Source organism: Catellatospora sp. NPDC049133, assembly GCF_040648455.1.
GTDB lineage: Bacteria > Actinomycetota > Actinomycetes > Mycobacteriales > Micromonosporaceae > Catellatospora > Catellatospora aurea.
On sequence record NZ_JBEZDT010000056.1, the window covers coordinates 20,732 to 47,651 of the forward strand.

The 26,920-nt window shown below is 72.1% G+C and carries 23 protein-coding genes and 1 pseudogene; 22 read left to right on the plus strand and 2 right to left on the minus strand.

Translation table 11 applies throughout. The features are described from left to right. The first annotated feature begins 77 nt into the window (after positions 1-77). The 11 genes from AB0B35_RS39185 (at position 78) to AB0B35_RS39235 (ending at position 11,307) form a co-directional block, all read left to right on the plus strand. Positions 78-2,030: a TIGR03960 family B12-binding radical SAM protein gene (locus tag AB0B35_RS39185; protein ID WP_361056133.1), complete on the plus strand. Its 1,953-nt coding sequence runs from the start codon at positions 78-80 to the stop codon at positions 2,028-2,030. Between the two features lie 46 nt (positions 2,031-2,076). Then, entirely contained in the window at positions 2,077-2,832 is a 756-nt protein-coding gene (locus AB0B35_RS39190) for a TIGR03936 family radical SAM-associated protein (RefSeq protein ID WP_361056171.1), read from the plus strand. 307 nt (positions 2,833-3,139) lie between these two features. Beyond that, positions 3,140-5,638 (plus strand): Rne/Rng family ribonuclease, encoded by a 2,499-nt coding sequence (locus AB0B35_RS39195; RefSeq protein ID WP_361056174.1) that lies wholly within the window; start codon positions 3,140-3,142, stop codon positions 5,636-5,638. A gap of 122 nt (positions 5,639-5,760) precedes the next feature. Beyond that, a complete protein-coding gene (locus tag AB0B35_RS39200) occupies positions 5,761-6,303 on the plus strand; it encodes a hypothetical protein (protein ID WP_361056136.1) in 543 nt (180 codons plus the stop codon). A gap of 43 nt (positions 6,304-6,346) precedes the next feature. Then, positions 6,347-6,841: a hypothetical protein gene (locus tag AB0B35_RS39205; RefSeq protein WP_361056139.1), complete on the plus strand. Its 495-nt coding sequence runs from the start codon at positions 6,347-6,349 to the stop codon at positions 6,839-6,841. Between the two features lie 115 nt (positions 6,842-6,956). Next, entirely contained in the window at positions 6,957-7,472 is a 516-nt protein-coding gene (locus AB0B35_RS39210; RefSeq protein ID WP_361056142.1) for a hypothetical protein, read from the plus strand. Positions 7,473-7,632: 160 nt separating this feature from the next. Continuing rightward, positions 7,633-8,124 carry a hypothetical protein gene (locus AB0B35_RS39215; protein WP_361056145.1) on the plus strand — a complete coding sequence of 164 codons (492 nt, stop codon included), beginning with the start codon at positions 7,633-7,635 and terminating at the stop codon, positions 8,122-8,124. 242 nt (positions 8,125-8,366) lie between these two features. Beyond that, the gene (rplU, locus tag AB0B35_RS39220; protein ID WP_155374923.1) at positions 8,367-8,681 is read left to right on the plus strand and encodes a 50S ribosomal protein L21; all 315 of its coding nucleotides are present in this window, start codon (positions 8,367-8,369) and stop codon (positions 8,679-8,681) included. Positions 8,682-8,689: 8 nt separating this feature from the next. Beyond that, entirely contained in the window at positions 8,690-8,947 is a 258-nt protein-coding gene (gene rpmA, locus AB0B35_RS39225) for a 50S ribosomal protein L27 (protein ID WP_191841170.1), read from the plus strand. A gap of 301 nt (positions 8,948-9,248) precedes the next feature. Beyond that, positions 9,249-10,739, plus strand: a complete 1,491-nt coding sequence (obgE, locus tag AB0B35_RS39230; RefSeq protein ID WP_361056148.1) for a GTPase ObgE — start codon at positions 9,249-9,251, stop codon at positions 10,737-10,739. Between the two features lie 127 nt (positions 10,740-10,866). Beyond that, positions 10,867-11,307 (plus strand): GNAT family N-acetyltransferase, encoded by a 441-nt coding sequence (locus AB0B35_RS39235; protein WP_360533568.1) that lies wholly within the window; start codon positions 10,867-10,869, stop codon positions 11,305-11,307. On the opposite strand, the gene trpS is transcribed toward AB0B35_RS39235, so the two are convergent. Next, positions 11,297-12,286 (minus strand): tryptophan--tRNA ligase, encoded by a 990-nt coding sequence (trpS, locus tag AB0B35_RS39240; protein WP_361056151.1) that lies wholly within the window; start codon positions 12,284-12,286, stop codon positions 11,297-11,299. The two genes, AB0B35_RS39235 and trpS, sit on opposite strands and share 11 nt — an antisense overlap. A gap of 265 nt (positions 12,287-12,551) precedes the next feature. Between trpS and pepN the strand changes: the two genes are divergently transcribed. The 7 genes from pepN (at position 12,552) to AB0B35_RS39275 (ending at position 19,315) form a co-directional block, all read left to right on the plus strand. After that, a complete protein-coding gene (gene pepN, locus AB0B35_RS39245; protein ID WP_361056154.1) occupies positions 12,552-15,041 on the plus strand; it encodes an aminopeptidase N in 2,490 nt (829 codons plus the stop codon). A 190-nt stretch (positions 15,042-15,231) separates the two neighbouring features. Further along, a complete protein-coding gene (nadD, locus tag AB0B35_RS39250) occupies positions 15,232-15,816 on the plus strand; it encodes a nicotinate-nucleotide adenylyltransferase (protein WP_120316517.1) in 585 nt (194 codons plus the stop codon). Positions 15,817-15,938: 122 nt separating this feature from the next. After that, the gene (gene rsfS, locus AB0B35_RS39255) at positions 15,939-16,328 is read left to right on the plus strand and encodes a ribosome silencing factor (RefSeq protein WP_203692539.1); all 390 of its coding nucleotides are present in this window, start codon (positions 15,939-15,941) and stop codon (positions 16,326-16,328) included. A gap of 23 nt (positions 16,329-16,351) precedes the next feature. Further along, positions 16,352-16,951, plus strand: a complete 600-nt coding sequence (locus tag AB0B35_RS39260) for a histidine phosphatase family protein (protein ID WP_361056177.1) — start codon at positions 16,352-16,354, stop codon at positions 16,949-16,951. Positions 16,952-16,998: 47 nt separating this feature from the next. Beyond that, positions 16,999-17,433 carry a DUF5818 domain-containing protein gene (locus AB0B35_RS39265; RefSeq protein WP_361056157.1) on the plus strand — a complete coding sequence of 145 codons (435 nt, stop codon included), beginning with the start codon at positions 16,999-17,001 and terminating at the stop codon, positions 17,431-17,433. Positions 17,434-17,450: 17 nt separating this feature from the next. Beyond that, positions 17,451-18,329, plus strand: coding sequence for a DegV family protein (locus tag AB0B35_RS39270; protein ID WP_361056160.1), 879 nt, complete (start codon positions 17,451-17,453; stop codon positions 18,327-18,329). Positions 18,330-18,376: 47 nt separating this feature from the next. Continuing rightward, positions 18,377-19,315 (plus strand): hypothetical protein, encoded by a 939-nt coding sequence (locus AB0B35_RS39275; protein WP_360533552.1) that lies wholly within the window; start codon positions 18,377-18,379, stop codon positions 19,313-19,315. A 74-nt stretch (positions 19,316-19,389) separates the two neighbouring features. Here the strand turns inward: AB0B35_RS39275 and AB0B35_RS39280 are convergent, their stop codons facing one another. Continuing rightward, positions 19,390-21,348 carry a S8 family peptidase gene (locus AB0B35_RS39280; RefSeq protein WP_361056163.1) on the minus strand — a complete coding sequence of 653 codons (1,959 nt, stop codon included), beginning with the start codon at positions 21,346-21,348 and terminating at the stop codon, positions 19,390-19,392. A 314-nt stretch (positions 21,349-21,662) separates the two neighbouring features. Here AB0B35_RS39280 and AB0B35_RS39285 point away from each other — a divergent pair, with 314 nt between their 5' ends. From AB0B35_RS39285 to AB0B35_RS39300, 4 genes and pseudogenes are all read left to right on the plus strand, one after another. After that, a complete protein-coding gene (locus AB0B35_RS39285) occupies positions 21,663-22,574 on the plus strand; it encodes a ComEA family DNA-binding protein (RefSeq protein ID WP_361056166.1) in 912 nt (303 codons plus the stop codon). Further along, positions 22,574-25,036 (plus strand): ComEC/Rec2 family competence protein, encoded by a 2,463-nt coding sequence (locus AB0B35_RS39290; RefSeq protein ID WP_361056169.1) that lies wholly within the window; start codon positions 22,574-22,576, stop codon positions 25,034-25,036. Before AB0B35_RS39285 ends, AB0B35_RS39290 begins: the two co-directional genes overlap by 1 nt. A gap of 43 nt (positions 25,037-25,079) precedes the next feature. Then, on the plus strand, positions 25,080-26,063 hold the full coding sequence (gene holA, locus AB0B35_RS39295) for a DNA polymerase III subunit delta (RefSeq protein ID WP_361056180.1): 984 nt from the start codon (positions 25,080-25,082) through the stop codon (positions 26,061-26,063). Further along, positions 26,060-26,308: pseudogene (locus AB0B35_RS39300) on the plus strand (hypothetical protein); the annotation flags it as partial. The gene holA and the pseudogene AB0B35_RS39300, both read left to right, overlap by 4 nt. Between the last annotated feature and the right edge of the window lie 612 nt (positions 26,309-26,920).

Here is a 26,920-nt window from a genome sequence, read left to right on the forward strand (position 1 = left end):
GCAGGTGGTGACCGGACATCGGGTGCACAATCGCCCGAGGTCCGGCCCTCTCGTGCGACCGCGTACCCTTGTTACCCATGCGTGGCGAGTCGGTCTTTCCCCAGCTTGAGCAGTTGCTGCCTCTGATCAGCAAGCCGATCCAGTACATCGGCGGTGAGCTGGGCTCCGTGGTCAAACCATGGGAGTCGGCCACCGTCCGCTGGGTGCTGTCGTACCCGGACGCGTACGAGGTGGGCCTGCCCAACCAGGGCGTGCAGATCCTGTACGAGGTGCTCAACGAGCGTGAGGACGTGCTCGCCGAGCGCACCTACGCGGTCTGGCCCGACCTGGAGCAGCTGATGCGTGAGCGCGGCGTGCCGCAGTTCACCGTCGACAGCCACCGCGCGGTCGGCGACTTCGACCTGTTCGGCCTGTCCTTCTCGACCGAGCTCGGCTACACGAACATGCTCACCGAGCTGAGCCTGGCGCAGATCCCGCTGCTGGCCGCCGACCGTGACGAATCCCACCCGATCGTGGTCGCGGGCGGCCACGCCGCCTTCAACCCGGAGCCGATCGCCGACTTCGTCGACGCCGCCGTGCTCGGCGACGGCGAGGAAGCCGTGCTGGAGATCACCGACATCGTCGCCGCGTGGAAGCGCGAGGGCAGCCCGGGTGGCCGGGACGAGATCCTGCTGCGCCTGGCCAAGACCGAGTCGGTCTACGTGCCCCGCTTCTACGACGTGGACTACCTGCCCGACGGCCGCATCCAGCGTGTGGTGCCCAACCGCGCGGGTGTGCCGTTCCGGGTGCACAAGCGCACCACCATGGACCTCGACGCGTGGCCGTACCCGAAGAAGCCGCTGGTGCCGCTGGCCGAGACGGTGCACGAGCGGTTCGCCGTGGAGATCTTCCGAGGCTGCACCCGGGGCTGCCGCTTCTGCCAGGCCGGCATGATCACCCGCCCGGTGCGCGAGCGCTCCATCACCACGGTGGCGCAGATGGTGCACGACGGGCTGGAGTTCTCCGGCTTCACCGAGGTGGGCCTGCTGTCGCTGTCCAGCGCCGACCACTCCGAGATCGGCGACATCTGCTCCGGGCTGGCCGACCAGTACGAGGGCACCAACGTCTCGCTGTCGCTGCCCAGCACCCGGGTGGACGCGTTCAACATCGACCTGGCGCAGGAGCTGGCCCGCAACGGCCGCCGCACCGGTCTGACGTTCGCCCCCGAGGGCGGCTCGGAGCGCATCCGCAAGGTGATCAACAAGATGGTGTCGGAGGAGGATCTGATCCGCACCGTCACCACGGCGTACTCCAACGGCTGGCGGCAGGTGAAGCTGTACTTCATGTGCGGCCTGCCCACCGAGACCGACGAGGACGTGCTGCAGATCGCCCGGCTGGCGCACAACGTCATCAAGTCGGGCCGCCAGGCGACCGGCTCCAAGGACATCCGCTGCACCGTGTCCATCGGCGGGTTCGTGCCCAAGCCGCACACCCCGTTCCAGTGGGCCCCGATGGAGCGCCCCGAGGTCATCGACGCGCGGCTCAAGGCGCTCAAGAACGAGATCAACTCGGACCGCTCGCTGGGCCGGGCCATCGGCTTCCGCTACCACGACGGCGAGCCCTCGCTGATCGAAGGCCTGCTGGCGCGCGGTGACCGCCGCGTCGGCGCGGTCATCCGCAAGGTGTGGGAGGACGGCGGGCGCTTCGACGGCTGGAGCGAGCACTTCTCGTACCGCCGCTGGGTCGAGGCCGCCGAGGCGGTGCTGCCGGGCTTCGGCGTGGACCTGGACTGGTTCACCACCCGCGAGCGCGAGCAGTCCGAGGTGCTGCCCTGGGACCACCTGGACTCGGGCCTGGACAAGGACTGGCTCTGGCAGGACTGGCAGGACGCGCTCACCGAGTACGAGCAGGACGACTGCCGCTGGACGCCGTGCTTCGACTGCGGCGTGTGCCCGTCCATGGACACCAGCATCCAGATCGGGCCCACCGGCAAGAAGCTGCTGCCCATCACGCCGGTCAACACCGGCCTGCGCGTGCCCGCGGAGGCCTGACGTGGGACGCACCAAGAATCAGCCGACCGGTGGCCAGGCCCCCGTCGTGCAGCGCATCCGGTTGCGCTACACCAAGCGCGGCCCGATGCGGTTCACCTCGCACCGCGACTTCGCGCGCGCCGTCGAGCGAGCGATCCACCGGGCGGGCATCCCGATCGCCTTCTCGCAGGGTTTCACCCCGCATCCGAAGATCTCCTTCGCCAGCGCCGCGCCGACCGGGGTGGCCTCCGAGGCGGAGTACCTGGAGATCGGCCTGCGCGAGCGGGTCGACCCGGCGGACCTGGCCAAGGCGCTGGACGCGTCGCTGTCGCCCGGCCTCGACGTGATCGAGGCGGTCGAGGCGGTCGCCCCGGGCAGCCTGGCCGACCGGATCACCGCCTCGTCGTGGCGTATCGAGCTGCCCGGGGTGAGCGACGAGCAGCTCGCCGCCGCCGTGGCGGCGTTCGTCGCGCAGAGTGAGGTCCTGGTCGAGCGTTTGACCAAACAGGGCCGCCGCACGTTCGACACCAGGGACGCCGTGGCGTCCATCGCGGCCGTCTCGTCACAGTCCTCGCCACCTGACGTGGTCGGGGCAGCGCCGTGTGCGATACTCGACCTTGTCGTGCGGCAGGTCACTCCCTCCGTACGGCCCGATGACGTCCTGTCCGGCCTGCGCGTGGTTGCGGACCTGGAGCCGTCGGCGCCCCATTCACTGAAAAGTGCCAGGGCGACCCGGCTGGCACAGGGCACGCTGACCCCCCAGGGGGAGATCGTGGATCCGCTCGACGTGGATCGCGACCCCGTCGCCATCGGCGAGCGTTGACCCGACCGGTCTCCGCTCTCGGCAGACTTCGGCGGATGCCCGTCCGAGCGCCTCGACAGGCGCTCTGACGGGCGACCCCGGCGGCAAACACCGGTGTTCCTGAGTGGCTGCGTTGTGACGCGCCCGGGACCGCCAGAACTGGAGAACAGTCCGGATGCTCGACCACGAGCCCGCAGATCGGCACGAGAATGCCGACAACGTTTCGCAGAACCCGCCGAGCGCGGCCCCGGCTGACCAGCCGAGTGCCGTGACCGGCGAGAACACCGGCGGCGGCGCGGTGACGGGCGCGCCTGCGCCTGAGCCCGCGATGGCCCAGCCCACGGCACCGGAGGCGGCCCCTGACACGGCCGCAGCGGAGGGCGAGGCCGCGCCTGCGCGGCGGCGTACCCGCAAGCGTGCCGTCGCGGCTGCCGTCCCGGAGGCCGTGGACGCCGAGGGGGAGACCTCCGAGGAGGCCGCGCCCGCCAAGAAGGCGACCCGGCGTCGGAAGAAAGCCGCAGAGCCGGACATCTCCGGCGAGTCTGGGGCGAACGACGTAATCGAACCGGAACTTCCGGCCGTCGAGGAGCTCGCGCCCACCGTGGCCGACGCGCTCGACGAGGAAGCCGAAGAGGACGAGGAAGCGGCCGCGGCCGCTGCCGAGGCCGCCGAGCAGGTGGGCGAAGCCCCGCGCCGGCTCGCCCCGTCCGTGCTGTTCATGGCCCCCGAGGCCACGGCCACGCCGGTGCGCCCGGTGGCCGCCGCGCGGCCCGTGCCGGTCGAGGAGCCCGCCGAGCCCGCGGAGCCGGCCGAGACCGGCCGCCGCCGCAAGCGCCGTCGCGGTCGGGACGAGGAGGAGGCCGTCGTCGAGGCGGAGGCCGCCGAGCCGGTCGCCGCCGACGAAGAACAGGACGAGGACGAGGGCGAGGAGAACGGCCGCGCCCGCCGCCGCCGTGGCCGCCGTGGCCGTGGCCGGGGCAAGGGCGGCGCCGAGGACAACGGCGACGAGGAGCAGCCCGAGGCTGTCGAGGCCGAGGAGGAGGCGACCGACGAGGACGGCGAGCCGCTGACCCGCCGTCGCCGTCGCCGCCGCCGCAAGGGCGCCGGGGACGAGGGCGCCGAGGCCGAGGACGGCGTGCACACGGTCGTACGCATCCGTGAGCCGCGTGCCGCCAGCGACGAGGTGCAGGGCGTCTCCGGCTCGACCCGGCTGGAGGCCAAGCGCCAGCGCCGCCGGGACGGCCGCGAGCAGCGCCGCACCCGCCCGCCGATCCTGACCGAGTCCGAGTTCCTGGCCCGCCGCGAGGCGGTCGACCGGGTCATGGTCATCCGCGAGAACCCGGACCGTACCCAGATCGCGGTCATGGAGGACGGCGTGCTCGTCGAGCACTACGTCACCCGCGCGTCCACCGCCACCATGGTCGGCAACGTGTACCTGGGCAAGGTGCAGAACGTGCTGCCGAGCATGGAGGCCGCCTTCGTCGACCTGGGCCGGGGCCGCAACGCGGTGCTGTACGCCGGTGAGGTCAACTGGGACGCGGCCGGGCTGGAGGGCCGCCAGCGGTCCATCGAGCAGGCGCTGAAGTCCGGCGACTCGGTGCTGGTGCAGGTCACCAAGGACCCGATCGGGCACAAGGGCGCGCGGCTGTCCAGCCACGTCGCGCTGTCCGGCCGTCACCTGGTGTACGTGCCCAACGGCAACGCCTCCGGCATCAGCCGCAAGCTGTCCGACGTGGAGCGCAAGCGGCTGCGCGACATCCTCAAGAAGCTGGTCCCCGAGGGCGCGGGCGTGATCGTGCGCACCGCCGCCGAGGGCGCCTCCGAGGAGGACCTGGAGCGCGACGTGCTGCGCCTGCAGGCGCAGTGGGAGGACATCCAGGCCAAGGCGTCCGAGGGCGGCGCGCCCGCGCTGCTGTACGGCGAGCCGGACCTGGTCGTCCGCGTGGTCCGCGACCTGTTCAACGAGGACTTCAAGGAACTCGTGGTGCAGGGCGACAACGCCTACGACACCGTGCAGACCTACCTCGGGCACGTCTCGCCCGACCTGGTGGACCGGGTGCACCGGCACACCGGCGTGTCCGACGTGTTCGCGACGTACCGCATCGACGAGCAGATCCTCAAGGGCCTGGACCGCAAGGTGTTCCTGCCCTCCGGCGGCCACCTGGTGTTCGACCGCACCGAGGCGATGACCGTCGTCGACGTCAACACCGGCAAGTACACCGGTGTCGGCGGCAATCTCGAGGAGACGGTCACCCGCAACAACCTGGAGGCGGCCGAGGAGATCGTGCGTCAGCTGCGGCTGCGCGACCTCGGCGGCATCGTGGTGATCGATTTCATCGACATGGTGCTGGAGAGCAACCGCGAGCTGGTGCTGCGCCGGCTGACCGAGTGCCTGGGACGGGACCGGACCAAGCACCAGGTCACCGAGATCACCTCGCTGGGCCTGGTGCAGATGACGCGCAAGCGCATCGGCGCGGGCCTGCTGGAGGCGTTCAGCGAGCCGTGCGAGCACTGCAAGGGCCGCGGGGTCATCATCCACACCGAGCCGGTCTCCGAGCGCCGCGCGCCGGTCCACGTCGCGCCGCCGGCCCAGGCCCCGCCTGCGCCGGTCAAGCAGGCCGCCGCCGCGCCGCCCGCGCCGAAGCAGCAGAAGCCGACGGCCGCGGACACGGGGTACTACGACACCGAGGGCTACGACCTGTCCCGGTACGAGACGGCGGCGGTCGAGGACGACGACGAGGCGGGCGAGGAGCCCGGTGAGGACGGCGGCGACACGCCCACCAGGCGGCGTACCCGCCGCGGCGGTCGGCGGCGCACCCGCCCGTAGACCGACAGGGATCGCTCGCGGCTGATCCGCCGCCGGGGGACTCGCATAAGCTGCCCGGGGTATGGGTGCACCATTCCCCGGGCAGTTCGCTGTCCGCCCCCCGCAGAGCCTGGAGGACCCCTATGCGACGTTTCCTCGCCGCAGCCGTGCTCGGCGCGGCCCTGCTGACCGCCACCGCCTGTTCCGGCGACCCGACGCGGCCCGGCGCGGGCTCGGGGCCCTCGGCCGGGGCTTCGGCCGAGACCAGCCCGGGAGCGAGTGCGGCACCGGGCGTCTCCGGGGCCGTCACCGGCACCGCCGACGCGAAGGCGACCTGCGCCGCGGTGATCGCCGAGAGCAAGAAGTTCGTCGCGAACCTCGTGGTCAGGGCTCAGGAACTGGGCGAGTCGCTGAGCGACCCCGAGAAGGTCAAGGTCTTCTTCGAAGCGCTGTCCAAGGACTACGTGGCGCTGTCCGGCACGGTGAAGGCGGAGGCGGCCAAGAGCGCCGACCCGAGGCTGCGCAAAGCGCTGGAGGACCTCGCCAAGGCCCTGGACGCGGCGGTGGCGCAGCTGAGCGACCCGCAGAAGCTCGCCGAGGACCCCTCGAAGATGCAGCAGATCCTGTTCAGCCCGGAGCTGACCGCGGCCAATGAGGCGCTGAACGAGATCTGCCCGGCGGCCTGACGGCTGACGGCGACCCCCGCACCACCCCTCTGGAGGCAATTCCATGCGACGTTTCCTGACCGCCGTCCTGGTGGCCGGATCCCTGCTCGGCGCGAGCGCATGCGCCGACGACACGCCCAGCCCGTCGGCATCCTCGTCCAGCGCGGCCGCCGCGCCCGCGCCGAGCGGTTCGACGGCGGCCGCGGCGGTCTGCGCCGAGTTCGACAAGGTCTTCAACGGCAAGGCCCGGACCGACCTGACCACCGCGATCGGCGGGGTGCTCAAGGCGCGGGCGGGCACCGACGCCGCGAAGACCCAGGCCGCGGAGACCAAGCTGCGCGAGGCGCTCACCGCCCTGGAGACCCAGATCACGGGGGTCGGCGCGGTTGCCGCCGATCCCGCGGTCAAGGCCGCCTTCGACCAGGTCGCCGCGAATGTCCGGCAGACCGGTGCCGACCTGGCGTTCCTCGATGGGGTCACCAAGATCTCCGAACTTGAGGCGAAGCTCACCCCCGCCCTGCTGTCCTGGATCATGCCTTTGGCCAGGATCTGCCCCTGAGACCGTTATCAGGCCGTCATCAGGCTTCCCTAAGCTGCCCCGGGGCGATCACGCCACCCCGGGGCGGCTTTGTCCGCTGCCGTCACCTCTTACGTGTCAAAGGAACTTCTCGCACATGCGTCGCGTTCTGACCACCGCCGTTCTCAGCCTGACCCTGCTCGGCGCCGCCGCGTGCGCCGCCGACCCGGCCGAGACCACGGCCGCGCCCTCGTCGTCGGCCGCCCCGGCCCCGGCGGCCTCGTCCGCCGCTCCGGCCGCGCCCACCGGCACCCACGACAAGGCCACGACGTGCCTGGCGTTCAGCATGCTGAACATCAGCGAGAAGAGCCTGGGGGTGCTGGCGGCCACCACCAAGATCATCGGTGCGGCTCTCGACGACGAGGAGAAGGCCAAGACCCACGTCCCGGCGCTCATCACGGCGATCGAGGTCTACCGCGGGGAACTGGCCAAGCTCTCCGCGGACACGGCGGATGCCGAGGTCAAGGCGGCCCTGGACGCGGACATCGCCACGGTCGCCGGTGCCGGGCAGGCCCTGACGGCCGCGAGCGGCGACTTCAACAAGGTGCTCGAGGTCCTGGAGGGCACCGCCCTGGACCTCCACGAGAACAAGACCTCGAAGGTCTGCGGCTGAGGCTGCCGATTCTGTTGTCGGCCACCGTGACTAGGCTGCCACGGTGGCCACAAACGAGGGTTCGGCGTGTACGGGGCCGAACCTTCGGCCATATGACAAGTAAGCACGGGTGCCCCGCTGACCTGGCGCACCCGATCACCCCGCATAGACAAGGAAGAACATGCGACGGATTCTGGCCACCGCCACCCTCGGCCTCGCGCTGCTGGGCATGACCGCCTGTGCCGACACCGACACCCCGACCCCGGGCGCCTCGGCGTCGATCCCGGCCGCCGCCACCAGCGCCGCCGCCGCGGCCATGGACAAGGCCGCCGCCTGCGCCGCGTACACCAAGGCTGAGGACGCGGCCAAGGCCCCGCTCATGGAGCTGGCGATGCAGCTGGACGCGATCAAGGCCGACCCGGCCAAGGCGCAGGAGGCGGTCGGCAAGCTGACCAAGGCGTTCACCGACTTCCAGGCCGCGCTGGAGCCGATCGCGGCCGGCGTGAACGACGCCGAGCTGAAGGCCGCCGTCGAGTCCGACATCGCCTCGCTGAAGAAGGTCATGCCGGCGATCGCGGCTTCCGGCGGCGACGTCACGAAGGCGATGGCGGCTCTGGAGACCCCCGAGTTCGAGAAGGGCGGCGAAGCCGTCCGCGCGCTCTGCGGCAAGTGAGCACAGCCCCGGCACGCGGTGACAGCCGTCACCGCGTGCCGGGCCGGGGGGTGCCCGGTTTGGGCATCGGGCCGGGCATGACGTAGTCTTCTCCACGGTGCCCATGACAGGGCGCTGCATGCGTGCGTGTGTGCCGGCCGTCTGCGGCCAGGACTGCCGAGCGCAACAAAGTAGTGAAGAGTCGGCTCGCCTCGCGGGTCGATGGACCAACCGCCAGCACCTACGACAGGAGTCCGCGTCTCATGTACGCGATCGTCAAGACCGGCGGCAAGCAGTACAAGGTCGCCGAGGGCGACGTGATCGAGGTCGAGAAGCTCGCGGGCGCGCCCGGCGACGTGGTGGCGCTGTCCGCAGTGCTGCTTGTTGATGGCAGCGACCTGGTGACCGACGCGGCGAAGCTTGCCAAGGTTTCTGTTTCCGGTGAGGTCGTGGCCCACACCAAGGGCCCGAAGATCCGGATCCACAAGTTCAAGAACAAGACCGGCTACCACAAGCGGCAGGGTCACCGTCAGCCGCTGACCCAGGTCAAGGTCACCGGCATCAAGAGCGGGAAGTAGGCCTCGAGATGGCACATAAAAAGGGTGCATCCAGCTCGCGCAACGGTCGCGACTCCGCCGCCCAGCGGCTCGGCGTGAAGCGCTTCGGCGGTCAGGTCGTCAGCGCCGGCGAGATCCTCATCCGCCAGCGCGGCACCAAGTTCCACCCGGGCGACCTGGTCGGCCGTGGCGGCGACGACACGCTGTTCGCGCTCGCCGCGGGCTCGGTGCAGTTCGGTCTCAAGCGGGGCCGCAAGACCGTGAACATCGTTCCGGTCGAGGCCTGACAGTTCGTCGGAGGCGGGAGGGCGCGCGAAGCGCCTTCCCGCCTTTGCTGTTTCCGGCCCCGGAAACGCCGAGGTGAGACGCGGCTAACGCCGTCCACCGGAACACCCGGCCCCCACCGCGCGCTGCCCTAGGGGGCACGTGCGCCCCGCTGCCTCCCTGTCGCGACTCTTAAAGACATGCGGCCTCCGGAGGCCGTCTTGGCCGCGACTCTTCAAGAGCTGCGGCAAGGGGACGGTCGCGGCGGGCGGGGTGCAAGCGGGCATATGCTGGTTTTTCGTTGATGTATGTGGAGGATGGAACGTGGCTACGTTCGTGGATCGTGTGGTGCTGCACCTGCAGGCGGGTGACGGTGGCCACGGCTGCATCTCCATCCACCGCGAGAAGTTCAAGCCGTTCGGCGGGCCGGACGGCGGCAACGGCGGGCATGGCGGCGGCATCCTGATGGAAGTCGACCCCAACGTGCATACGCTGCTGGACTTCCACTTCCACCCGCACATCAAGGCGACCAACGGCAAGGGCGGCGCGGGCAACAACCGCGAGGGCGCCAACGGCGGCGACCTGGTGCTCAAGGTGCCCTCGGGCACCGTCGTGCAGACGCTGGACGGCGAGGTCATCGCCGACCTGGTGGGCGCGGGCACCACGCTGGAGATCGCCCGGGGCGGCCGGGGCGGCCGCGGCAACGCGGCGCTGGCCAGTGCGCGGCGCAAGGCCCCCGGCTTCGCCGAGCTGGGCGAGCCGGGCGACCGGCTGGACGTGGTCGTGGAGCTGAAGAGCGTCGCCGACGTGGGCCTGGTCGGCTTCCCGAGCGCCGGCAAGTCCTCGCTGATCTCGGTGATCTCCGCGGCCAAGCCGAAGATCGCCGACTACCCGTTCACCACGCTGGTGCCGAACCTGGGCGTGGTGCAGGCCGGCGAGCACGTGTTCACCGTCGCCGACGTGCCGGGCCTGATCCCGGGCGCGGCCGCGGGCAAGGGCCTGGGCCTGGAGTTCCTGCGCCACATCGAGCGCACCGCGGTGCTGGCCCACGTGGTGGACACCGCGACCCTGGAGACCGACCGCGACCCGGTGGCCGACATCGAGGCCCTGGAGGCGGAGCTCGCGCAGTACGGCGGGCTGGAGGACCGGCCCCGGATCATCGTGCTGAACAAGATCGACGTGCCGGACGGCCGGGACCTGGCCGACATCACCACCCCTGACCTGGAGAAGTTCGGCTGGCCGATCTACCAGGTCAGCGCGGCGACCCGGGAGGGCCTGCAGGACCTGGTGTACGCGCTGGCCCGGATGGTGGAGGAGCACCGGGCGGCCGCGCCGGTGCTGGAGCCGACCCGCATCGTGCTGCGCCCGAAGGCGGTCGACGACTCCGGGTTCGAGATCGCGCAGGACCGCGCGGGCGTTTGGGTGGTCAAGGGCACCAAGCCTGAGCGCTGGGTGCGCCAGACCATGTTCGACAACGCCGAGGCGGTGGGCTACCTCGCGGATCGGCTCGCCCGGCTGGGGGTCGAGGAGAAGCTGGGCAAGCTCGGCGCGCAGCCGGGCGACCCGGTGCGGATCGGCGAGCGCGAGTTCGACTGGCAGCCCACGATCTACGCGGGTAAGGACTTCACGCCGGGCAACCGCTTCACCGACGAGCGCCTCGAGGACGACATCACGCGGCCGAGGGCCGCGGAGCGGCTCGCGGCCCGCAAGGCGCGGCGGGAGCGCCCGGAGGGCGACACCGCGGGCGACGAGTGGCTGCCCGACGAGCGGGATCTGCGCGCCGCGGACGATGACGACGACGACGACGATCTCTAGGCGGCGGTACCAGGGCGGACACTGTTAAGTAAAGGTTCGGTGACAGTGTCCGCCATCTCACCGTGTACGGCCTCGCTGTGCGGTTTGTGAAACAACGCGGAAACATGCCCTGGCTAGCGTCCTGACGGTGTTGATCCAGCACCGTGAGATCACCCACCCTGATGTCACCGCGCTCGTGCTCGCCGCTGAGGACGAACTCTTCACGCGGTATCCGGGCACCACCCGTTCGCCCCTGGACCCGCACGCCCGTTTCGTCGTGGCGTACGTGCTGGGCAGGCCTGTCGGCTGCGGCGGCATCGTGCCGTCCGCGCCGGGTGTCGGCGAGATCAGGCGGATGTTCGTACTGCCGGCGCATCGCCGCGCCGGGGTGGCCCGCCGCATCCTCGCGGCATTGGAACGACGGGCCACCGCCCAGGGCTGGGACTCGATCATCCTCGAGACCGGCGTGAACCAGCCTGAGGCGATCGCACTGTTCGACTCGTCCGATTACCAGCGGACCGAGCCGTACGGCAGGTACATCGGCAACCCCTACTCGGTCTGCTTCACGAAGAAGCTCATCAGAAGCTGACGAGTCCTATCGCCTCGCCGGCTCGCCGCAACGTGGCGGCGGCCCGCGGGCGTGCCCGTGACGCGCCCTCGCGCAGCACGCGCTCCACCGCTTCCGGCCGCCGGCGCAGCGCCTCGTAACGCTCCTGGATCGGCCTCAGCACCGCCACCACGGCCTCCGCGGTCTCCCGTTTGAGCTGCCCGTACGAGGCGAAGTCGCCGGCGGACCCGGTGCAGGCCTGGTAGATCTCCAGCAGGTTGGTCACGCCGGGCTGGTTCTCCCGGTCCCGGCGCACCGTGCTCCCGCTGTCGGTGACCGCGCGCATCACCTTGCGGCGCACCACGTCGGGTTCGTCCAGGATGGAGATGACCCCGGCGCTGACCACATTGGTCTTGCCCATCTTGGCCGTCGGGTCGGCCAGGTCCATCACCCGTGCGGCGACCGGGGCGGGCACCGCCACCGGCACCGTGAAGGTCGGGCCGTAGCGGCCGTTGAACCGGGTCGCCACGGCCCGAGCCAGTTCGACGTGCTGCATCTGGTCGTCGCCGACCGGAACCTGCTCGGTGTCGTGCAGCAGGATGTCGGCCGCCATCAGCACCGGGTAGGTGAGCAGGCTGAGCCGCACCTGCTCACCGCGGGCGGCCTTCTCCTTGAACGCGACCATGCGCTGTGCCTCACCGAAGCCGGTGGCGCATTCCAGCAGGTAGTGCAGTTGGGCGTGTTCGGGTAGGTGGGACTGGACGTACAGGGTGCAGCGCTCCGGGTCGACCCCGGCGGCGAGCAGCACCGCGGCCTGTTCCAGGGTCAGTCCGCGTACCGCTGAGGGGTCGTGCTCGACGGTGAGCGAGTGCAGGTCGGCGAGCATGGTGATGGTCTCGGTGTCGTCCTGGCCGGCCACCAGCGGCAGGACCATGCCGAACAGGTTGCCGAGCTGCAGGTGGCCGGTCGGCTTGCAGGCGGACAGCCGGCGGGCGCGCACGCGGGTCGGGGCGATGGTCATGTCGGTCTCCTCGGGAGTCGGGCCACCCCGTCCGGAGACCCCGGCACGGCGGGTGCCGTGCACGAAGAAGGCCGCCCGGAGGGGCGGCCTGGGTCGTCTACTGGGTTCGCGGAAGCGGGCCGCCCGTCAGGGCAGCCACCACATGAGGTTCGTCGTCCGCATGGAGCCCATTGTCGCCGCACCGGCCTTGATCGGCAAGAACGTTGCGGAACGTAAGGGGTTACCGGCCGTTCACCACCTGCCGTCATCAGGCAGGATGGGCGTCATGTCGCATCGTTGCCTCAGCCACCTCGAAGCCGTCGCGCGGGCCGCCACCGTCCGGAACCTCGCGTACGCCCTGGACGTGGACCTGACCACGGGAGACGAACTCTTCCGCACGGTCACCACCGTCCGCTTCACCGCCGACCCCGGCGCCGAGACGTTCCTGGAGGCGCGGCCGGAGCGGCTGATCAGCGCCACCCTGAACGGCGTCGCGCTGCCCGCCGAGGCGTTCGCCGAAGGGCGGCTGCGGCTGGCCGACCTCGCCGCGGACAACACCGTCGTGGTGTCCGCCGAGTACGCCTACACCCGTTCCAGCGAGGGCATCCACCGCTTCGTCGACCCGGCCGACAAGCAGGTCTACGTGTACGCGCAGCCCTCGATCACCGACGCTCCGCGCTTCATGGCCTGCTTCGACCAGCCCGACCTCAAGGCGCCGGTCACGCTGTCCGTCACCGCCGACCCGTCCTGGCTGGTCCGGGCGAACGCGGAGGGCGTGCAGAACCCGCCCGGCCGCTGGGAGTTCCCCGCCACCAAGCCCGTCGCGACCTACCTGATCACGCTCGTGGCCGGTCCTTACGTCGAGGTGACCGACAGCCACGACGGCATCCCGCTCGGCCTGTACGCCCGCGCCAGCTACGCCGAGGTGCTGGAGCGCGACGCGCCCGAGATCCTCTCGCTGACCAAGGCGTTCCTGGACCGCTACCACGAGCTGTTCGGCGTGCGGTACCCGTTCGGCAAGTACGACCAGGCGTTCGTGCCCGAGTTCAGCTGGGGCGCGATGGAGTTCCCCGGCTGCGTGGTGTTCCGCGACGAGCTGCTGTTCCGGGCTGCGGTGACCGACACCGAGCGGCTGGAGCGGGCCGCCATCATCGCCCACGAGATGGCCCACATGTGGTTCGGCGACCTGGTGACCATGCGCTGGTGGGACGACCTGTGGCTGAACGAGTCGTTCGCCACCTACATGGGCTACCGGCTGGTCGCCGAGGTCACCCCGTGGCCGCAGGCCTGGACCCGCTTCGGCGTCGGCCGCAAGGCCTGGGGATACGCCGCCGACCAGCGCCCGTCCACGCACCCGATCGCGCCTACCGAGGTCGCCGACACCGACGCCGCGTTCGCCAACTTCGACGGCATCTCCTACGCCAAGGGCTGTTCGGCGCTGCGCCAGCTGGTCGCGTTCATCGGCGACGAGGCGTTCCTGAACGGGCTGCGGGCGCACTTCGACAAGCACGCCTGGGGCAACGCGACGCTGGCCGACCTGCTCGGCGCGCTGTCGCTGGCCAGCGGGCGCGACCTGGACGCCTGGGCGCAGGCCTGGCTGCGCACCCCGCAGGTCAACACGCTGCGCCCGGTGATCGAGTGGGCGCAGGACGGTTCGTACGCCTCCGTCACCGTCGAGCAGACCGCCGCCGAGCAGTACCCGACGCTGCGCCCGCACCGGGTCGGCCTGGGCTGGTTCGACGAGCACGGAGCCTGGCAGCACACGGAGATCGAGGTGACCGGCGCGCTCACCCCGGTGCCGCAGCTGTCCGGCGTACGCGGCCGGGGCCTGCTGCTCAACGACGGCGACCTCACCTTCGCCAAGATCCGGCTCGACGAGCGCACCCGCGCCGAGCTGCCCGCGCTGCTGGCCGCGCAGCCCGACCCGCTGTCGCGCTCGCTGTGGTGGAACAGCGCCTGGGACGCCGTACGCGACGCCGAGTGGCCCGCCACCGAACTGGTCGAACTGGCCGCCGCGGCCCTGCCCGCCGAGCCGGACGTGACCATCGTCGAGTCGGTGTTCGGGCTGGCCCGGTACGCGGCCGCCCGCTTCGTGCCCGTGGACGGGCAGGCGGCGGCCCGCGCGGCGCTGGCCGGGGCGGCCAAGACCCTGCTGGCCACCGCCGAGCCGGGCAGCGGCCACCAGCTCGCCGCGGCCCGCACGCTCCTCTCCACCGCCGCCGAGGACGACCGCGCGGTGCTGCGCGGCTGGCTGTCCGGGGCGGACGTGCCCGCGGGCCTGGCCGTCGACGCCGAGCTGCGCTGGGCGATCCTGGGCCGGCTCGCGGTGCTCGGCGACGTGGCCGAGGAGGAGATCGACGCCGAACTGCAGCGCGACACCAGCGACAAGGGCGAGCAGGAGGCCGTCCGGGTGCGGGCGAGCCGCCCCGACCCGGCCGCCAAGGCGCGGGCGTTCGACCTGGTCGTCACCGAGCAGGGCCAGTCGAACCGGATCGCGGCCGCGGCCGGGGCCGGTCTGTGGCAGCCGGAGCACGCGGAGCTGACCGCCCCGTTCGTGGCCCGGTACTTCGTCGAGCTGCCGCGCTCGGAGGGCCGCTCCGGCGACATGCTGGCGCACCTGGCCAAGGCGTCCTACCCGGTGTACGCCGTGTCGGAGGACACATTGGCCGCCGCGCGGGCGGCGCTGGCGGGGGACATGCACCCGCTGCCGCGCCGCGCGCTGGCCGACGAGACCGACGACCTGGCCCGCGCCCTGCGCGCCCAGCAGGCCGCCTGACCAGCCCGTTCACCCCGACGTCCGGCCCGGCCCAGCTCGGGACGGGGCGGCCGGCGGGGTGCACGCGTCCCCGCCCCCGCCATTCGTGGACGTTGGCCTATGACATCGAATACGATCGCCGATTTTCGATGTCATAGGCCAACGTCGATGACAAGCCGGGGCGTGACGCGCGGAGGCATAGAATCGGCGCGTGGCGACACGTATCGGGATCATGGGCGGCACCTTCGACCCCATCCACCACGGTCACCTCGTCGCGGCCAGCGAAGTGGCTGACCGGTACGCCCTGGACGAGGTGGTCTTCGTGCCCACGGGCCGGCCGTGGCAGAAGACCGAGCACGCGGTCACCCCGGCGGAGGACCGCTATCTGATGACGGTCATCGCCACGGCGTCGAATCCGCGGTTCAGCGTGAGCCGGGTGGACGTGGACCGGGTCGGGCCGACGTACACCGTCGACACGCTGCGCGAGCTGCGCGACCAGTACGGCGAGAAGACCGAGCTGTTCTTCATCACCGGCGCCGACGCGCTCTCCAAGATCCTGTCCTGGAAGGACGCGGACCAGCTGTTCGAGCTGGCCCACTTCGTGGGGGTCACCCGTCCGGGGTTCATGCTGACCGACGCGCACCTGCCCGCCGACGTGGTGAGCCTGGTCCAGGTGCCGGCGATGGCGATCTCGTCGACGGACTGCCGCCGCCGGGTCGCCGCGGGCCAGCCGGTCTGGTATCTGGTACCGGACGGGGTAGTGCAATACATCACAAAACGGCATCTATACCGCTGATGTCCGGGTGTCCCGGCCCACCGCGTGTCTATCTCAGCGGCAGACCGGGTAATCACTGTGAGACTCTGGATGCTGAGCCTGATCGCGAGCATCGCGACCGGGCCACCGACGAAAGGACCAAGGTGCCCGCAACCGAGCGTGCCGTCGAGATGGCCCTGGCCGCCGCGCAGGCGGCCGCCGACAAGAAGGCCGAGGACATCGTCCTGCTGGACGTGGGCGAGCAACTCGTCCTCACCGACGTCTTCGTGGTCGCCTCCGCTCCGAACGAGCGCCAGGTCCTGGCCATCGTCGACGCTGTCGAAGAGGCTCTGCTGAACCTGCCCGAGAAGGCCAAGCCGGTGCGCCGCGAGGGCGAGCGGGCCGGCCGCTGGGTGCTGCTGGACTTCGGCGACATCGTGGTGCACATCCAGCACAGCGAGGAGCGCGAGTTCTACGCCCTCGACCGCCTGTGGAAGGACTGCGCCCGGATCGAGTTCGTCGACCGCGACCTGGCGACCCAGGACGCTGCGTGAGTCTGGAGCGGGGCCAGGAGTCGATGACGCGTGTGCTGCTCTGGCGGCACGGCAACACCGACTGGAACGCCGCCCAGCGGGTGCAGGGCCAGCTCGACGTGCCCGTCAACGACCGCGGCCGGGCCCAGGCCCAGGCCGCGGCCGCGGTGCTCGCGCGCGGCGAGGCCCAACTCATGATCACCAGTGACCTGAGCCGGTGCACGATGACCGCGGCGCCGCTGGCCGAGCTGACCGGCCTGACGCCCGAGCGGGACGCCCGGCTGCGTGAGCGGCACTTCGGCTTGTGGCAGGGGCTCACCACCCCGGAGGTGCGTGAGCGCTTCCCCGAGTCGTACGCCCGCTGGCGCGCCGCCGACCCGGACCCGGGCGACGGCATCGAGTCGCTGCCCGACCTGGGCAAGCGGGTCAGCGAGACGATCCGGCAGGCCGCCGAGCGGGTGCCCGGCGGCACCGCGGTCCTGGTCAGCCACGGCGGAGCCATCAAGTACGGGGTGGCCGCGCTGCTCGGCTGGCCCGAGGAGATGCTGCCGACGATCGCGCCGGTGCAGAACTGCCACTGGGTCGACCTGATCCTGCAGCCGTCGTACGGGTGGCGGGTGTCGGCGTACAACGTCGGCGCCTGACGCCCCCCTCGCGCAACTTGCCCCCGGGCGGTAGCGTCCGAACTGACATGACCACACGAAGCCCCCTCACTCATCTGTTGCTGACCGGCGCGCTGCTGGGCGGTCTCCTGCTCACCGCGTGCGCCCCGAGCGAGGAGCCGGAGGTGGGCAGCTCCATGACCCCGCAGCCGTCAGCCTCGGCGGTGCCGCCGAGCACCCCGGGCGGCAAGCCGAAGCCGAGCATGTCCGGCCCTGTGGTGCCGCCGCCGGCCAAGGACGGCCGGCCCATCACGGTGCGCGGCCTGGTCGAGCGAGTGGAGTTGGAAGGCGGCTGCACCGTGCTGCGCGCCGACAACGGCACCACATACCAGCTGATGGGTGGCGACCCGAACGTCGTCAAGCCCGGCGCCACCGTGCGGATCAGCGGCCGCCTGCGCGCCGACATCATGACGATCTGCCAGATGGGCCCCGTGCTCGAGGTCGACTCGGCGCAGCCGGCATGACGAGTTAACGTGCCCGCATGTCCGTAGCAGTCGTCACCGACTCCACCGCCTACCTGCCCGCCACCGTCGCGGACGGGTCGCTGACCGTCGTGCCGCTGCACGTCGTGCTGGGCGGCGTGTCCGGGCGGGAGGGCGTCGAGGTCTATCCCGCCGAGGTCGCCGTCGCGTTGGCCGCCCGCCGCGTCGCGGTGACCACCTCGCAGCCCACTCCGGCCGAGTTCGCGCAGGTCTACGACAGGCTGTTCGCGACCGGTGTGGACGGCATCGTCTCGGTGCACCTGGCCGGCGCGCTGTCCGGCACGCTCGGCGCGGCGTCGACGGCGGCCGGTGAAGCCGCCGGGCCGGTCGAGGTGATCGACTCCTGCTCCGCCGCGATGGGCGTGGGCTTCCCGGCCCTGGCCGCGGCGCGGGCCGCCGCGCAGGGCGAAGACCTCGCGGGCGTACGCGAAGCCGCCCTGCACACCATCGACCGGACCAGCACCTTCTTCTACGTGGACACGCTGGAGCACCTGCGCCGTGGCGGCCGCATCAACGCCGCCTCGGCCCTGCTGGGCACCGCGCTGGCGGTCAAGCCCCTGCTGGAGGTCTCCGCGGGCGGCATCACCATGCGCGACAAGGTGCGCACCGCGGCCCGCGCGCTCGACCGGCTGGTCGCGCTCGCCCTGGAGGCGGCCGGGGACGGCCCCGTCGAGGTCGCCGTGCACCACCTGGCGGCCGCGGAGCGGGCGGAGTGGATCGCGCAGGCGCTGCGGGAACGGCTCGGCGATCGGCTGTGCGAGCTGTACACCAGCGAGGTCGGCGCGGTGGTGGCCGCACACGTCGGCCCCGGCCTGGCCGGCGTCGTCGTGCACCGCCTCCCCGAGGCGGCTCAGTCGCTGCTGGACGAGCAACTCTGACCCTTATGGGTGGCGCTGCGGCGGGGGCGTGGTGATACTCAGCGTTCATGGAGAAGGCTCGTTCTGAACTTCTCGGCCGGGACCTGGCGCATGCGCTGCGTACCGGCCCGTTCTCCGCCGCGTTGCACCTGGCCATCGAGGACCGGGGCATCCGGCCGGAGGAGATCCAGGAGAAGCTGTCCGCCGCCGGCATCAGCGTCAGCCTGGCCACCCTCAGCTACTGGCGGCGAGGTCGCAGCCGCCCGGAGCGCCCCGAGTCCATGAAGGCGGTGCGGCTGCTGGAGCAGATCCTGTCGCTGCCCGCCGAGTCCCTCATCGCCCAGCTCGGCCCGCGCCGCCCCCGGGGGCGCTGGCTCAACCAGCCCCCGGGGACCATCGACATCGACCGGCTCTTCGAGGACGGCAACAGCGTCTCGAAGATCATCCGTGAACTGGACCGGTGGATGTACCACGAGCTCACCCGGATCAGCCTGCACGACCTGTACCAGGTCGGCGCGCAGCGCCAGGAGCTGCGGCTCAACTGCCGCCAGGTGCTGCGGGCCAACGTGGACCGGGTGTCGCGCACCGTCGGCATCTTCCGCACCGACGACCTGGGCGCGCCCACCGGCGTGCAGGCCCTGCGCAACTGCCGGCTGGGCCGGGTGCGCTCCGACCCCGAGTCGGGACTGCAGGCCGCCGAGATCATCTTCGACCGCATGCTGTCCCAGGGCGACACCGTCGTGCTCGAGTACGAGTTCGAGAGCGGCTCGATGATCGCCACCGACAACTACTACCGGGGCTTCTCGGTGCCGGTGGGGGAGTACGTGCTACAGGTGCAGTTCGACCGCGACGCGGTGCCGGCCCGCTGCTACCGCTTCGAGCGGCGCGGTCTGCACGCCCCCGACCAGGGCGTACGCGAGGTGTGGATCGGCTCGACGCACGGCGCGCACCTCGTCGCGACCGACATCCCGCCGGGCATCGTCGGCATGCGCTGGGAATGGGAGTGAGCGGCCGGGCATCGTCGTGAGATGCCCGGCCGCTCCGCCCCCCGTCGGCCTCCTGATCAGAAGGCCGACCCGGATCAGGAGACGCTGATGGTCACGTCGTCGATCACCCAGCTGGTCTGCAGGGACTGGTCCTCGACGCCGTTGAACTTCAGCGTCACGGTCTGCCCGGCGAACTGGCTGACGTTGACGACCTTCTCCACGTACGCGGAGTTGGCGTCGAGGTTGGTCTGGGTGGCCACGGTCGTGCTGCCCATGGTCACCGTCAGCCGGTCCCAGATCTGCCCGTCGGTCTCGGCGGTGCTGATGCGCACCCAGTACCGCAGCGTGGCGCTGGTGCAGCTCGCCGGGATGGTCACCGACTGCTGGACCCAGTCGGTCTGGGTCTGGCCCTGGCCGCCCAGCCAAGCGCTACGGGTGCCGGTCTTGCCCGGGTAGCCGTAGCTCGACCAGGCGCCGACGACGCCCGTGTCGGCCGTCCACGGCGTGGTGCCGCTCTCGAAGCTCGAGTTGCCGACGACCTGCGCCGCGGTGCAACCGCCGCCGCCGGTGGTGATCGTCCAGGTGAAGTTCGTCGACCCGGTCCTGCTCGCCGAGTCGGTGACCGTCACCGTGACGTTCGAGGTGCCCGCGGTGGTCGGGGTGCCCGAGATCAGGCCGCTCGACGAGCTGATCGACAGCCCGGCCGGCAGGCCCGACGCGCTCCAGGTGTACGGCGACGTGCCGCCGGAGGCCTGCATCTGGAGGCTGGCCGCCTGCCCGACGACGCCGCTCCTGTTACCCGGGTTGGTGACCGACGGGTTGTTGGGGTTCGTCCCGCCGTTCATGAAGCCCGTGTAGAGCAGCCGGTTCGGCGAACCCGTTCCCGGCGAGGTGACCTTGCCGGTGGTGGCGTTGTTGACCAGCGCGTCGCGCACCTGGGCGGGCGTCGCGTTGGGGTTCAGGCCCAGGTACACCGCTGCGGCGCCGGCCGTGTGCGGCGAGGCCATCGAGGTGCCCGTCATCGTGGCGCTGCCGTTGTTGCTGGAGTACGACGCCGACACGATGCTCGTGCCCGGGGCGAAGATGTCCAGGCAGGAGCCGTAGTTGCTGCTGCTGTTGCGGGCGTCGGAGCTGTTGGTGTTGCCGACGGTGACCGCCGCCGCGACGGCCTGCGGGCTGTAGTAGCAGGCGTCGTCGGAGGAGTTGCCGGCCGCCTGGACGAACTGCACGCCCGAGGAGATCAGGCTCGACACGGCGCTGTCCATGGCCTGGCTGGTGCACCGGCTCTGGCAGCCGATGCTGTAGTTCACCACGGCCGGCTTCTGGGCGTTGGTGCGCACCCAGTTGATACCCGCGATCAGGTCGTCGTTGGTGCCGCTGCCCTGGCAGTTCAGCACCCGGACGGCCACGACGGAGGCCTTCTTGGCCACGCCGTAGCTGGTGCCCACGGCGGTGCCGGCCACGTGGGTGCCGTGTCCGTGGCAGTCCGTCGGCGAGCTGTCGTCGTCCACCATGTCCGTGCCCTGCTTGACGCGGCCGGTGAACTCGACGTGGTTGGCGTTGATGCCGGTGTCGAGCACATAGACCGTCACCCCCTGACCCGGGTTGGTGGGGTACGTGTAAGCCTGGTTCAGCGGCAGGTTCGCCTGGTCGATCCGGTCGTCGCCCCAGTTCGGGGGGTTGTTCTGGGTGTCCAGCACGCCGATGCGCTGCACCGCCTCGACCGAGGCGACCGCGGGGTCGGCGGCCAGCTTGCGCGCCTGCGCCGCGGTCATGCCGACCGAGAAGCCGCGCAGACCGGCGGTGTAGACGTGGCGCGCCTTGCCGCCGAAGCGGCCGGCCAGGTCACGGGCCTTGGTGCCGACGGTGCTCGCGGGCACCGCGGAGTCCTTGAAGACCACGATGTAGCGGTCGGCGACAGCGCTCGGGCTGTCGGCGTACATGATGCTGCCTTCGGCCCCGGCGGGAGCGGCGTTGGCCGTCCCACCCGCGCCGAGCGCCCCGGCGAACGCGACGATGATCGCGAAGCCGAGAGCGGAGACTCGATGCCGCAAGGTTCTCTCCTCCCAGAGATCCCCGCTGCGCGGCCGGGTCCCGATGACACCGGCCGCGAAGGGGTGACGCAGAACCTAGGAGCGGATGAATCAGTTGCGGCAGAGCCGTTAACAGCGATCGATGATTCGTAACGTCAAAACTGTTTATTGACGTGGCACGACACTCCAGGTCGTGATCGGACTGATCATCGCCTTCGTGGCGGTCATAGCACGCCGGGGTCTTGATCAGGCGGTTGTCCACAAGCGGCGCGCTGTCCACAGGCAAGAGATTTGAGGCGTACGCCCACCACCCGCCCCGTCCCTACCGTGGCCGTGTGCCGTCGTCCCCGTTCCGCAAGCCGCCGCCCGTCGAGGCCGACCTCGACCGGCTGCACCGTGTGCTCACCCCGTCCCCGCCGTCGGCCCGGCTGCCGCTCGCGCCGCCGCCCTGGCCGGACGCCCTCGACGCGCCGTTCCTCGACGTCCTGCCCGACTTCCCGCTGTCGCGGCCCGCCCCACCGGCGTCGCCGTCGGACCCGAGCGTCTTGCGCGACCCTCGGGCGTACGCAGCCGCGTCATCGGGGGCCGCCGTTCCCGACTCGGACGGGTCGCCGACGGCGGACAATCCCCCGAGCGCGCTGCCGGGGCGGGCGGCGTTCGACCCGGGGCGGCGCGGGCTGCGGGCGCTGGCGGCGGTGGCCGCGCTGGTGGTCGCCGTCGCGGCATACCTGGCCTGGCAGGCGCGTCCGTCCGTGGAGCCCGCGCCCGAATCGGTGCCGGTGCCCGTCGCGGAGCCGGGTCGGCCGGTCACGTCGCCCTCACCGCTGACACTGGTCGTGGCGGTCACCGGGCGGGTGCGCAAGCCGGGCCTGGTCCGGCTGCCGCCGGGTGCACGGGTCGCGGACGCCATCGAGGCCGCGGGCGGGGTGCTGCCCGACACGGACCTCTCCACGGTGAACCTGGCCCGCAAGGTCACCGACGGCGAACTCATCGCGATCGGGGTGCCGGGCGTGGCCGCAGCGGACGGTCCGGCCGCCGGGGCGGGACCCGGTGCGGGGCCGGTGAACCTCAACACCGCGACCCTCGCCCAGCTCGACGCCCTGCCGGGGGTCGGTCCGGTGCTGGCACAGCGCATCCTCGACCATCGGGCCCGGCACGGCGACTTCCGCAGCGTCGGCGACCTGCGCCAGGTCGAGGGCATCGGCGAGTCGAAGTTTGCGCAGCTCAAAGATCTGGTGACGGTCTGATGGAGGGCCCCGCCGGACCGGCTCACCGACCGCTGGAAGGCCCCGACCTGCGGCTGGCTCCGTTCGCGCTGGGCTGCTGGGCGGCTTCACTCGCGGCGCTCTTCACCGGGCTGGGCGGCACCCTCGCGCTCGGCGCAGCGGGTGCGCTCGGCGCGGCGCTGGCTGCGGTCGGCGTGACCGGTTCACGCCGGGTGGCCCGTTCGCTGAACGGGGGGCCGGGGGTTCCGTTGCCGGTCTGGTGGTCGGGAATGTGGCCGCGCGGTGGTGGGCGCAGGTTGTGGATGGTCTGGCAGGGAGCCAGGGCAGCGAAGCAGGGCACCTGGCGGTGGATCGTGGCGGGGGCGTTTCTCGGGGTGCTGTGTGGGGCGGCGGCGACCGGGGCGCGGCTGGCGGGGAGGGATGCCGAGGAGATCGCCGCGCTGGTGGACGGGCGGACGTCGGTGACGGTGACGCTGGTCGTGCGCGACGATCCGCGCCAGTCGCCCGGAATCGTCGGCCGTCCGGCGACCTGGGTGGTGGCGGCGGACCTGGAGCAGGCCGGTGACCTGCGTGCCGACGTCGGGGTGCTGGTGCTGGCGAGCGGTGACGGCTGGGCGGGGCTGCTGCCGGGGCAGCGGGTGCGGGTGCCCGCCCGGTTCGGCCCGTCCCGGGGCGGTGACCTGCGAGCCGCGGTGCTGTCCACGGAACGGCCGCCGGAACCGCTGGGGGAGGCGTCGTGGGCGCAGCGGGCGGCAGGCGGCCTGCGCGCGGGGCTGCAGCGGGCCTGCGCGCCGCTGGACGCCGCCACGGGCGGGCTGCTGCCGGGACTCGTCGTGGGCGACACCAGCCGCCTCGACCCGGCGGTCGAGCAGTCCTTTCGCGACACCGGCATGACACATTTAACGGCTGTTTCGGGCAGTAACGTAGCAATCGTCACCGGGGCTGTACTGCTGCTCGCGAGGCGGACCAGGGCCGGGCCACGGCTGACCGCCGTGGTGTGCGCGGTGTCCGTGGTCGGGTTCGTGATCCTGGCCCGGCCGTCACCGAGTGTGCTGCGGGCCGCGGTCATGGGCGGGATCGCGCTGCTGGCGCTCGCCTCGGGCCGGTCGCGCGCGGCGCTGCCCGCGCTGTCGGCGGGTGCGGCGGTGCTGCTGATGGCCGATCCCGAGCTGGCCGCCGACGCGGGCTTCGCGCTGTCGGTGCTCGCCACGGCGGGGCTGCTGCTGCTGGCGCCGCCGATGCGCGACGCGCTGCGCCGCCGGGGAATCCCGGGCGGGGCCGCCGAGGCGCTGGCCGTGCCCGCCGCCGCGCAGGTGGCCTGCGCACCGGTGGTCGCGGGCATCAGCGGCACGCTGAGCCTGGTCGCCGTACCCGCGAATCTGGTCGCGGTGCCCGCGATCGCGCCCGCGACCGTCACCGGAGTCGCCGCCGCGCTGCTGTCGCCGGTGTGGCCGGGCGGAGCCGAGTTCGCGGCCTGGCTCGGCAGCTGGCCCGCGTGGTGGCTGGTCACCGTGGCCAGGGTCGGCGCGCAGGTGCCGGCCGGGGTGCTGCCGTGGCCGGGCGGGCCGCCGGGCGCGTTGCTGCTGGCCGGGCTGACCGTGCTGCTCATGGTCGGTTTCCGGCGGCCTGCGGTGCGTCGGCTGGCAGCCGTCGTGGCGCTCGCGGGAGTCCTCGGCGCGCTGCCGGTGCGCGTGCTCACCGGCGGGTGGCCGCCCGACGGCTGGCTGGTCGTGGCATGTGACGTAGGCCAGGGCGACGCCACCGTGCTCAACGCCGGGGGCGGCGCGGCCGTGGTCGTCGACGCCGGTCCCAAGCCCCGTGACGTCGACCGCTGCCTGCGCGAGCTGGACGTGGACGAGGTGCCGCTGCTGCTGGTCAGCCACTTCCACGTCGACCACATCGGCGGGCTGGACGGGGTGCTCGCCGGGCGGCGGACCGGCGCCCTGGTCACCACCCCCTGGCCGGAACCCGCCACCGGTCGGGAAGCGGTGATCCGAGCCGCCGCCGCGCACCGGGTGCCGGTGTCGGACGCCCCGGAATCCGGTGGCTGGACCGTCGGCGACGTACGGCTGGAGGTGCTGCCCGCGCCGCCCGAACGCGGCACCCGCAGCGACCCGAACAACAACTCCCTGATGCTCGTCGCGACGGTACGCGGGGTGCGGGTGCTGCTGACCGGCGACGCCGAGACCGAGCGGCAGCAGGCGCTGCTGGCGGCGGGCGTGGACGTGTCGGCGGCCGTACTGAAGGTCGCCCACCACGGCAGCGCGTTTCAAGAACCGTCCTTCCTGGACGCTGTCGCACCACGGATCGCCCTGGTCAGCGTGGGGGAGGGCAACGACTACGGGCATCCGAGCGGCTCCGTGCTCGCGCGGCTGTCGGGGCGCGGCGCGCGGGTGCAGCGCACCGACATCAGCGGCGACCTCGCGGTGGTGCTCGACGCGGGCAAGCTTTCCGTCGTGCTCCCGACGCGCCCGTTGGAGTGACGGCGGGCGGGTGCCAGTTCGCACGTGCGACGATAGCGAGGTGGTGAGCCAGGTTCCGTCCCCCGTCCTGACACCCGTGGTCCTCGTGCTCGGCGACGAGGAGCTTCTGGTGGCGCGCGCGATCGCCGACGCGGCCGCGCAGGCGCGTGCCGCCGACCCGGCGGCCGAGGTCCGCGAGGTGGAGGCGGGCACGATGCTCGTCGGCGAGCTCGCCGAGCTGCTCAGCCCGTCGCTGTTCGGCGGGGTCCGGGTGGTGGTGCTGCGCGCCGCGCAGGACGCCAAGAAGGACGTGTCGGCGGTGCTGCTCGACTATGCGAAGTCGCCTGACCCGGACGTGACCCTGGTTGTCGCCCATGCCGGCGGCGCGAAGAACAAGGCGCTGGCGGACTCGCTGACCAAGGCGGGCGCGTCCGTGGTGCCCGCGGCGAAGCTGAGCAAGCATCGCGACCGGGTGGATTTCGTCACCGGCGAGGTGCGCCGGCTCGGCGGCCGCTGCGCGACCGACGCCGCCGAGACGCTGATCGAGGCCGTCGGCAACGACCTGCGCGAGCTCGCGGCGGCCTGTTCGCAGTTGATGGCCGACACCGGTGGGCGGATCGACCAGGCGACGGTGGCGCGTTACTACCGGGGCAAGGCCGAGGTGAGCGGGTTCGCCGTCGCCGACGCCGCGGTCGCCGGGGACGTGCCGGCCGCACTGGAGGCGCTGCGCTGGGCCCGGCACAGCGGCGTGGACCCGGTGCCGATCGCGGACGCGCTGGCCGACGGCGTGCGCACCGTGGCGCGGGTCGCCTCGGCGGGGCGCGGCAACGCGTACCAGCTGGCTTCGACGCTCGGCATGCCCGCCTGGAAGATCGAGAAGGCGCAGCGGCAGGCGCGCGGCTGGACCCCGGACGCGCTGGTGGTCGCGATGCGGGCGGCCGCCGACTGCAACGCCGCCGTGAAGGGCGGCGAGGAGGACCGCGACTACGCGCTCGAACGCGCCATCGTGGCGTTCGCGCAGGCCAAACAGGCGGGGGGTGGGCGATGACAGGGGGTGTCCGATCCCGGCGCGCCGGGGGCATCAGCCCCGAGGAGGCGCGCAACCGGCCGCTGTACGCCCGGGTCCTGGGCCTGCAGTACGTACGCCCGAGCAGCCTGCTGTGCTTCCTGTACTTCGAGGGCACCGTGGCGCTGGCAGTCCTGCTGTCCCTGGCCGAACTCACCGGCTGGTGGGCCGTCGCCGTGCTGCCCGCCTCGGTGGCGGTGATGGTGAAGCTCAACGACGTCATCGCCGGTGCGACGACCCGGTCGGGCGGTGCGGCCACCCGGTCCCGCGGCCAGGCGACCCGGCCGAAGTCCGCCACGCGACGGGCCCTCGCCGCCCCGACCATGCGGCTGCGAGTGGCCGCCCCGGCCGAGGACACTCGGCCGGCCGGGCGCGCCGAGCGGCCCACTGCCGACGAGCGCGACCCGTTCCCGAGCAATGCCGGGCACCCCGACCCGTCGCCGGAAAGCCGTCCAGGCAACGGCCTCCAGGACCCCTACTCCAGCCGTACCGGCACCGGGGAGCGGGGCTATGCCGACCAGGACACATACGCAGACCAGACCTGGTACGGCGCACGAGGCGCCTACGCCTCCGGCGGGTATGCCGACCGGCCGACGTATGCGGGGCTGCCTGATCATGGCGCGCCGACACAGCCCGCATCGACCGGTCCGGACGCCGAGGAGCCCTGGCTCAGCACGGCCGAACAGCGCGCCCGCCAGTCCGCCGCTCACCGCTACGAGTAGCCCCTGCGCCACCGCAGCCCCGCCCCCGCCCCCGCCCCCCGCCCCCCGCCCCCCGCCCCCGCCTCGGCTGCGCTGCGCCGCGCCGCGTTTATCTTGTACTTATGGCACGGCTCGACG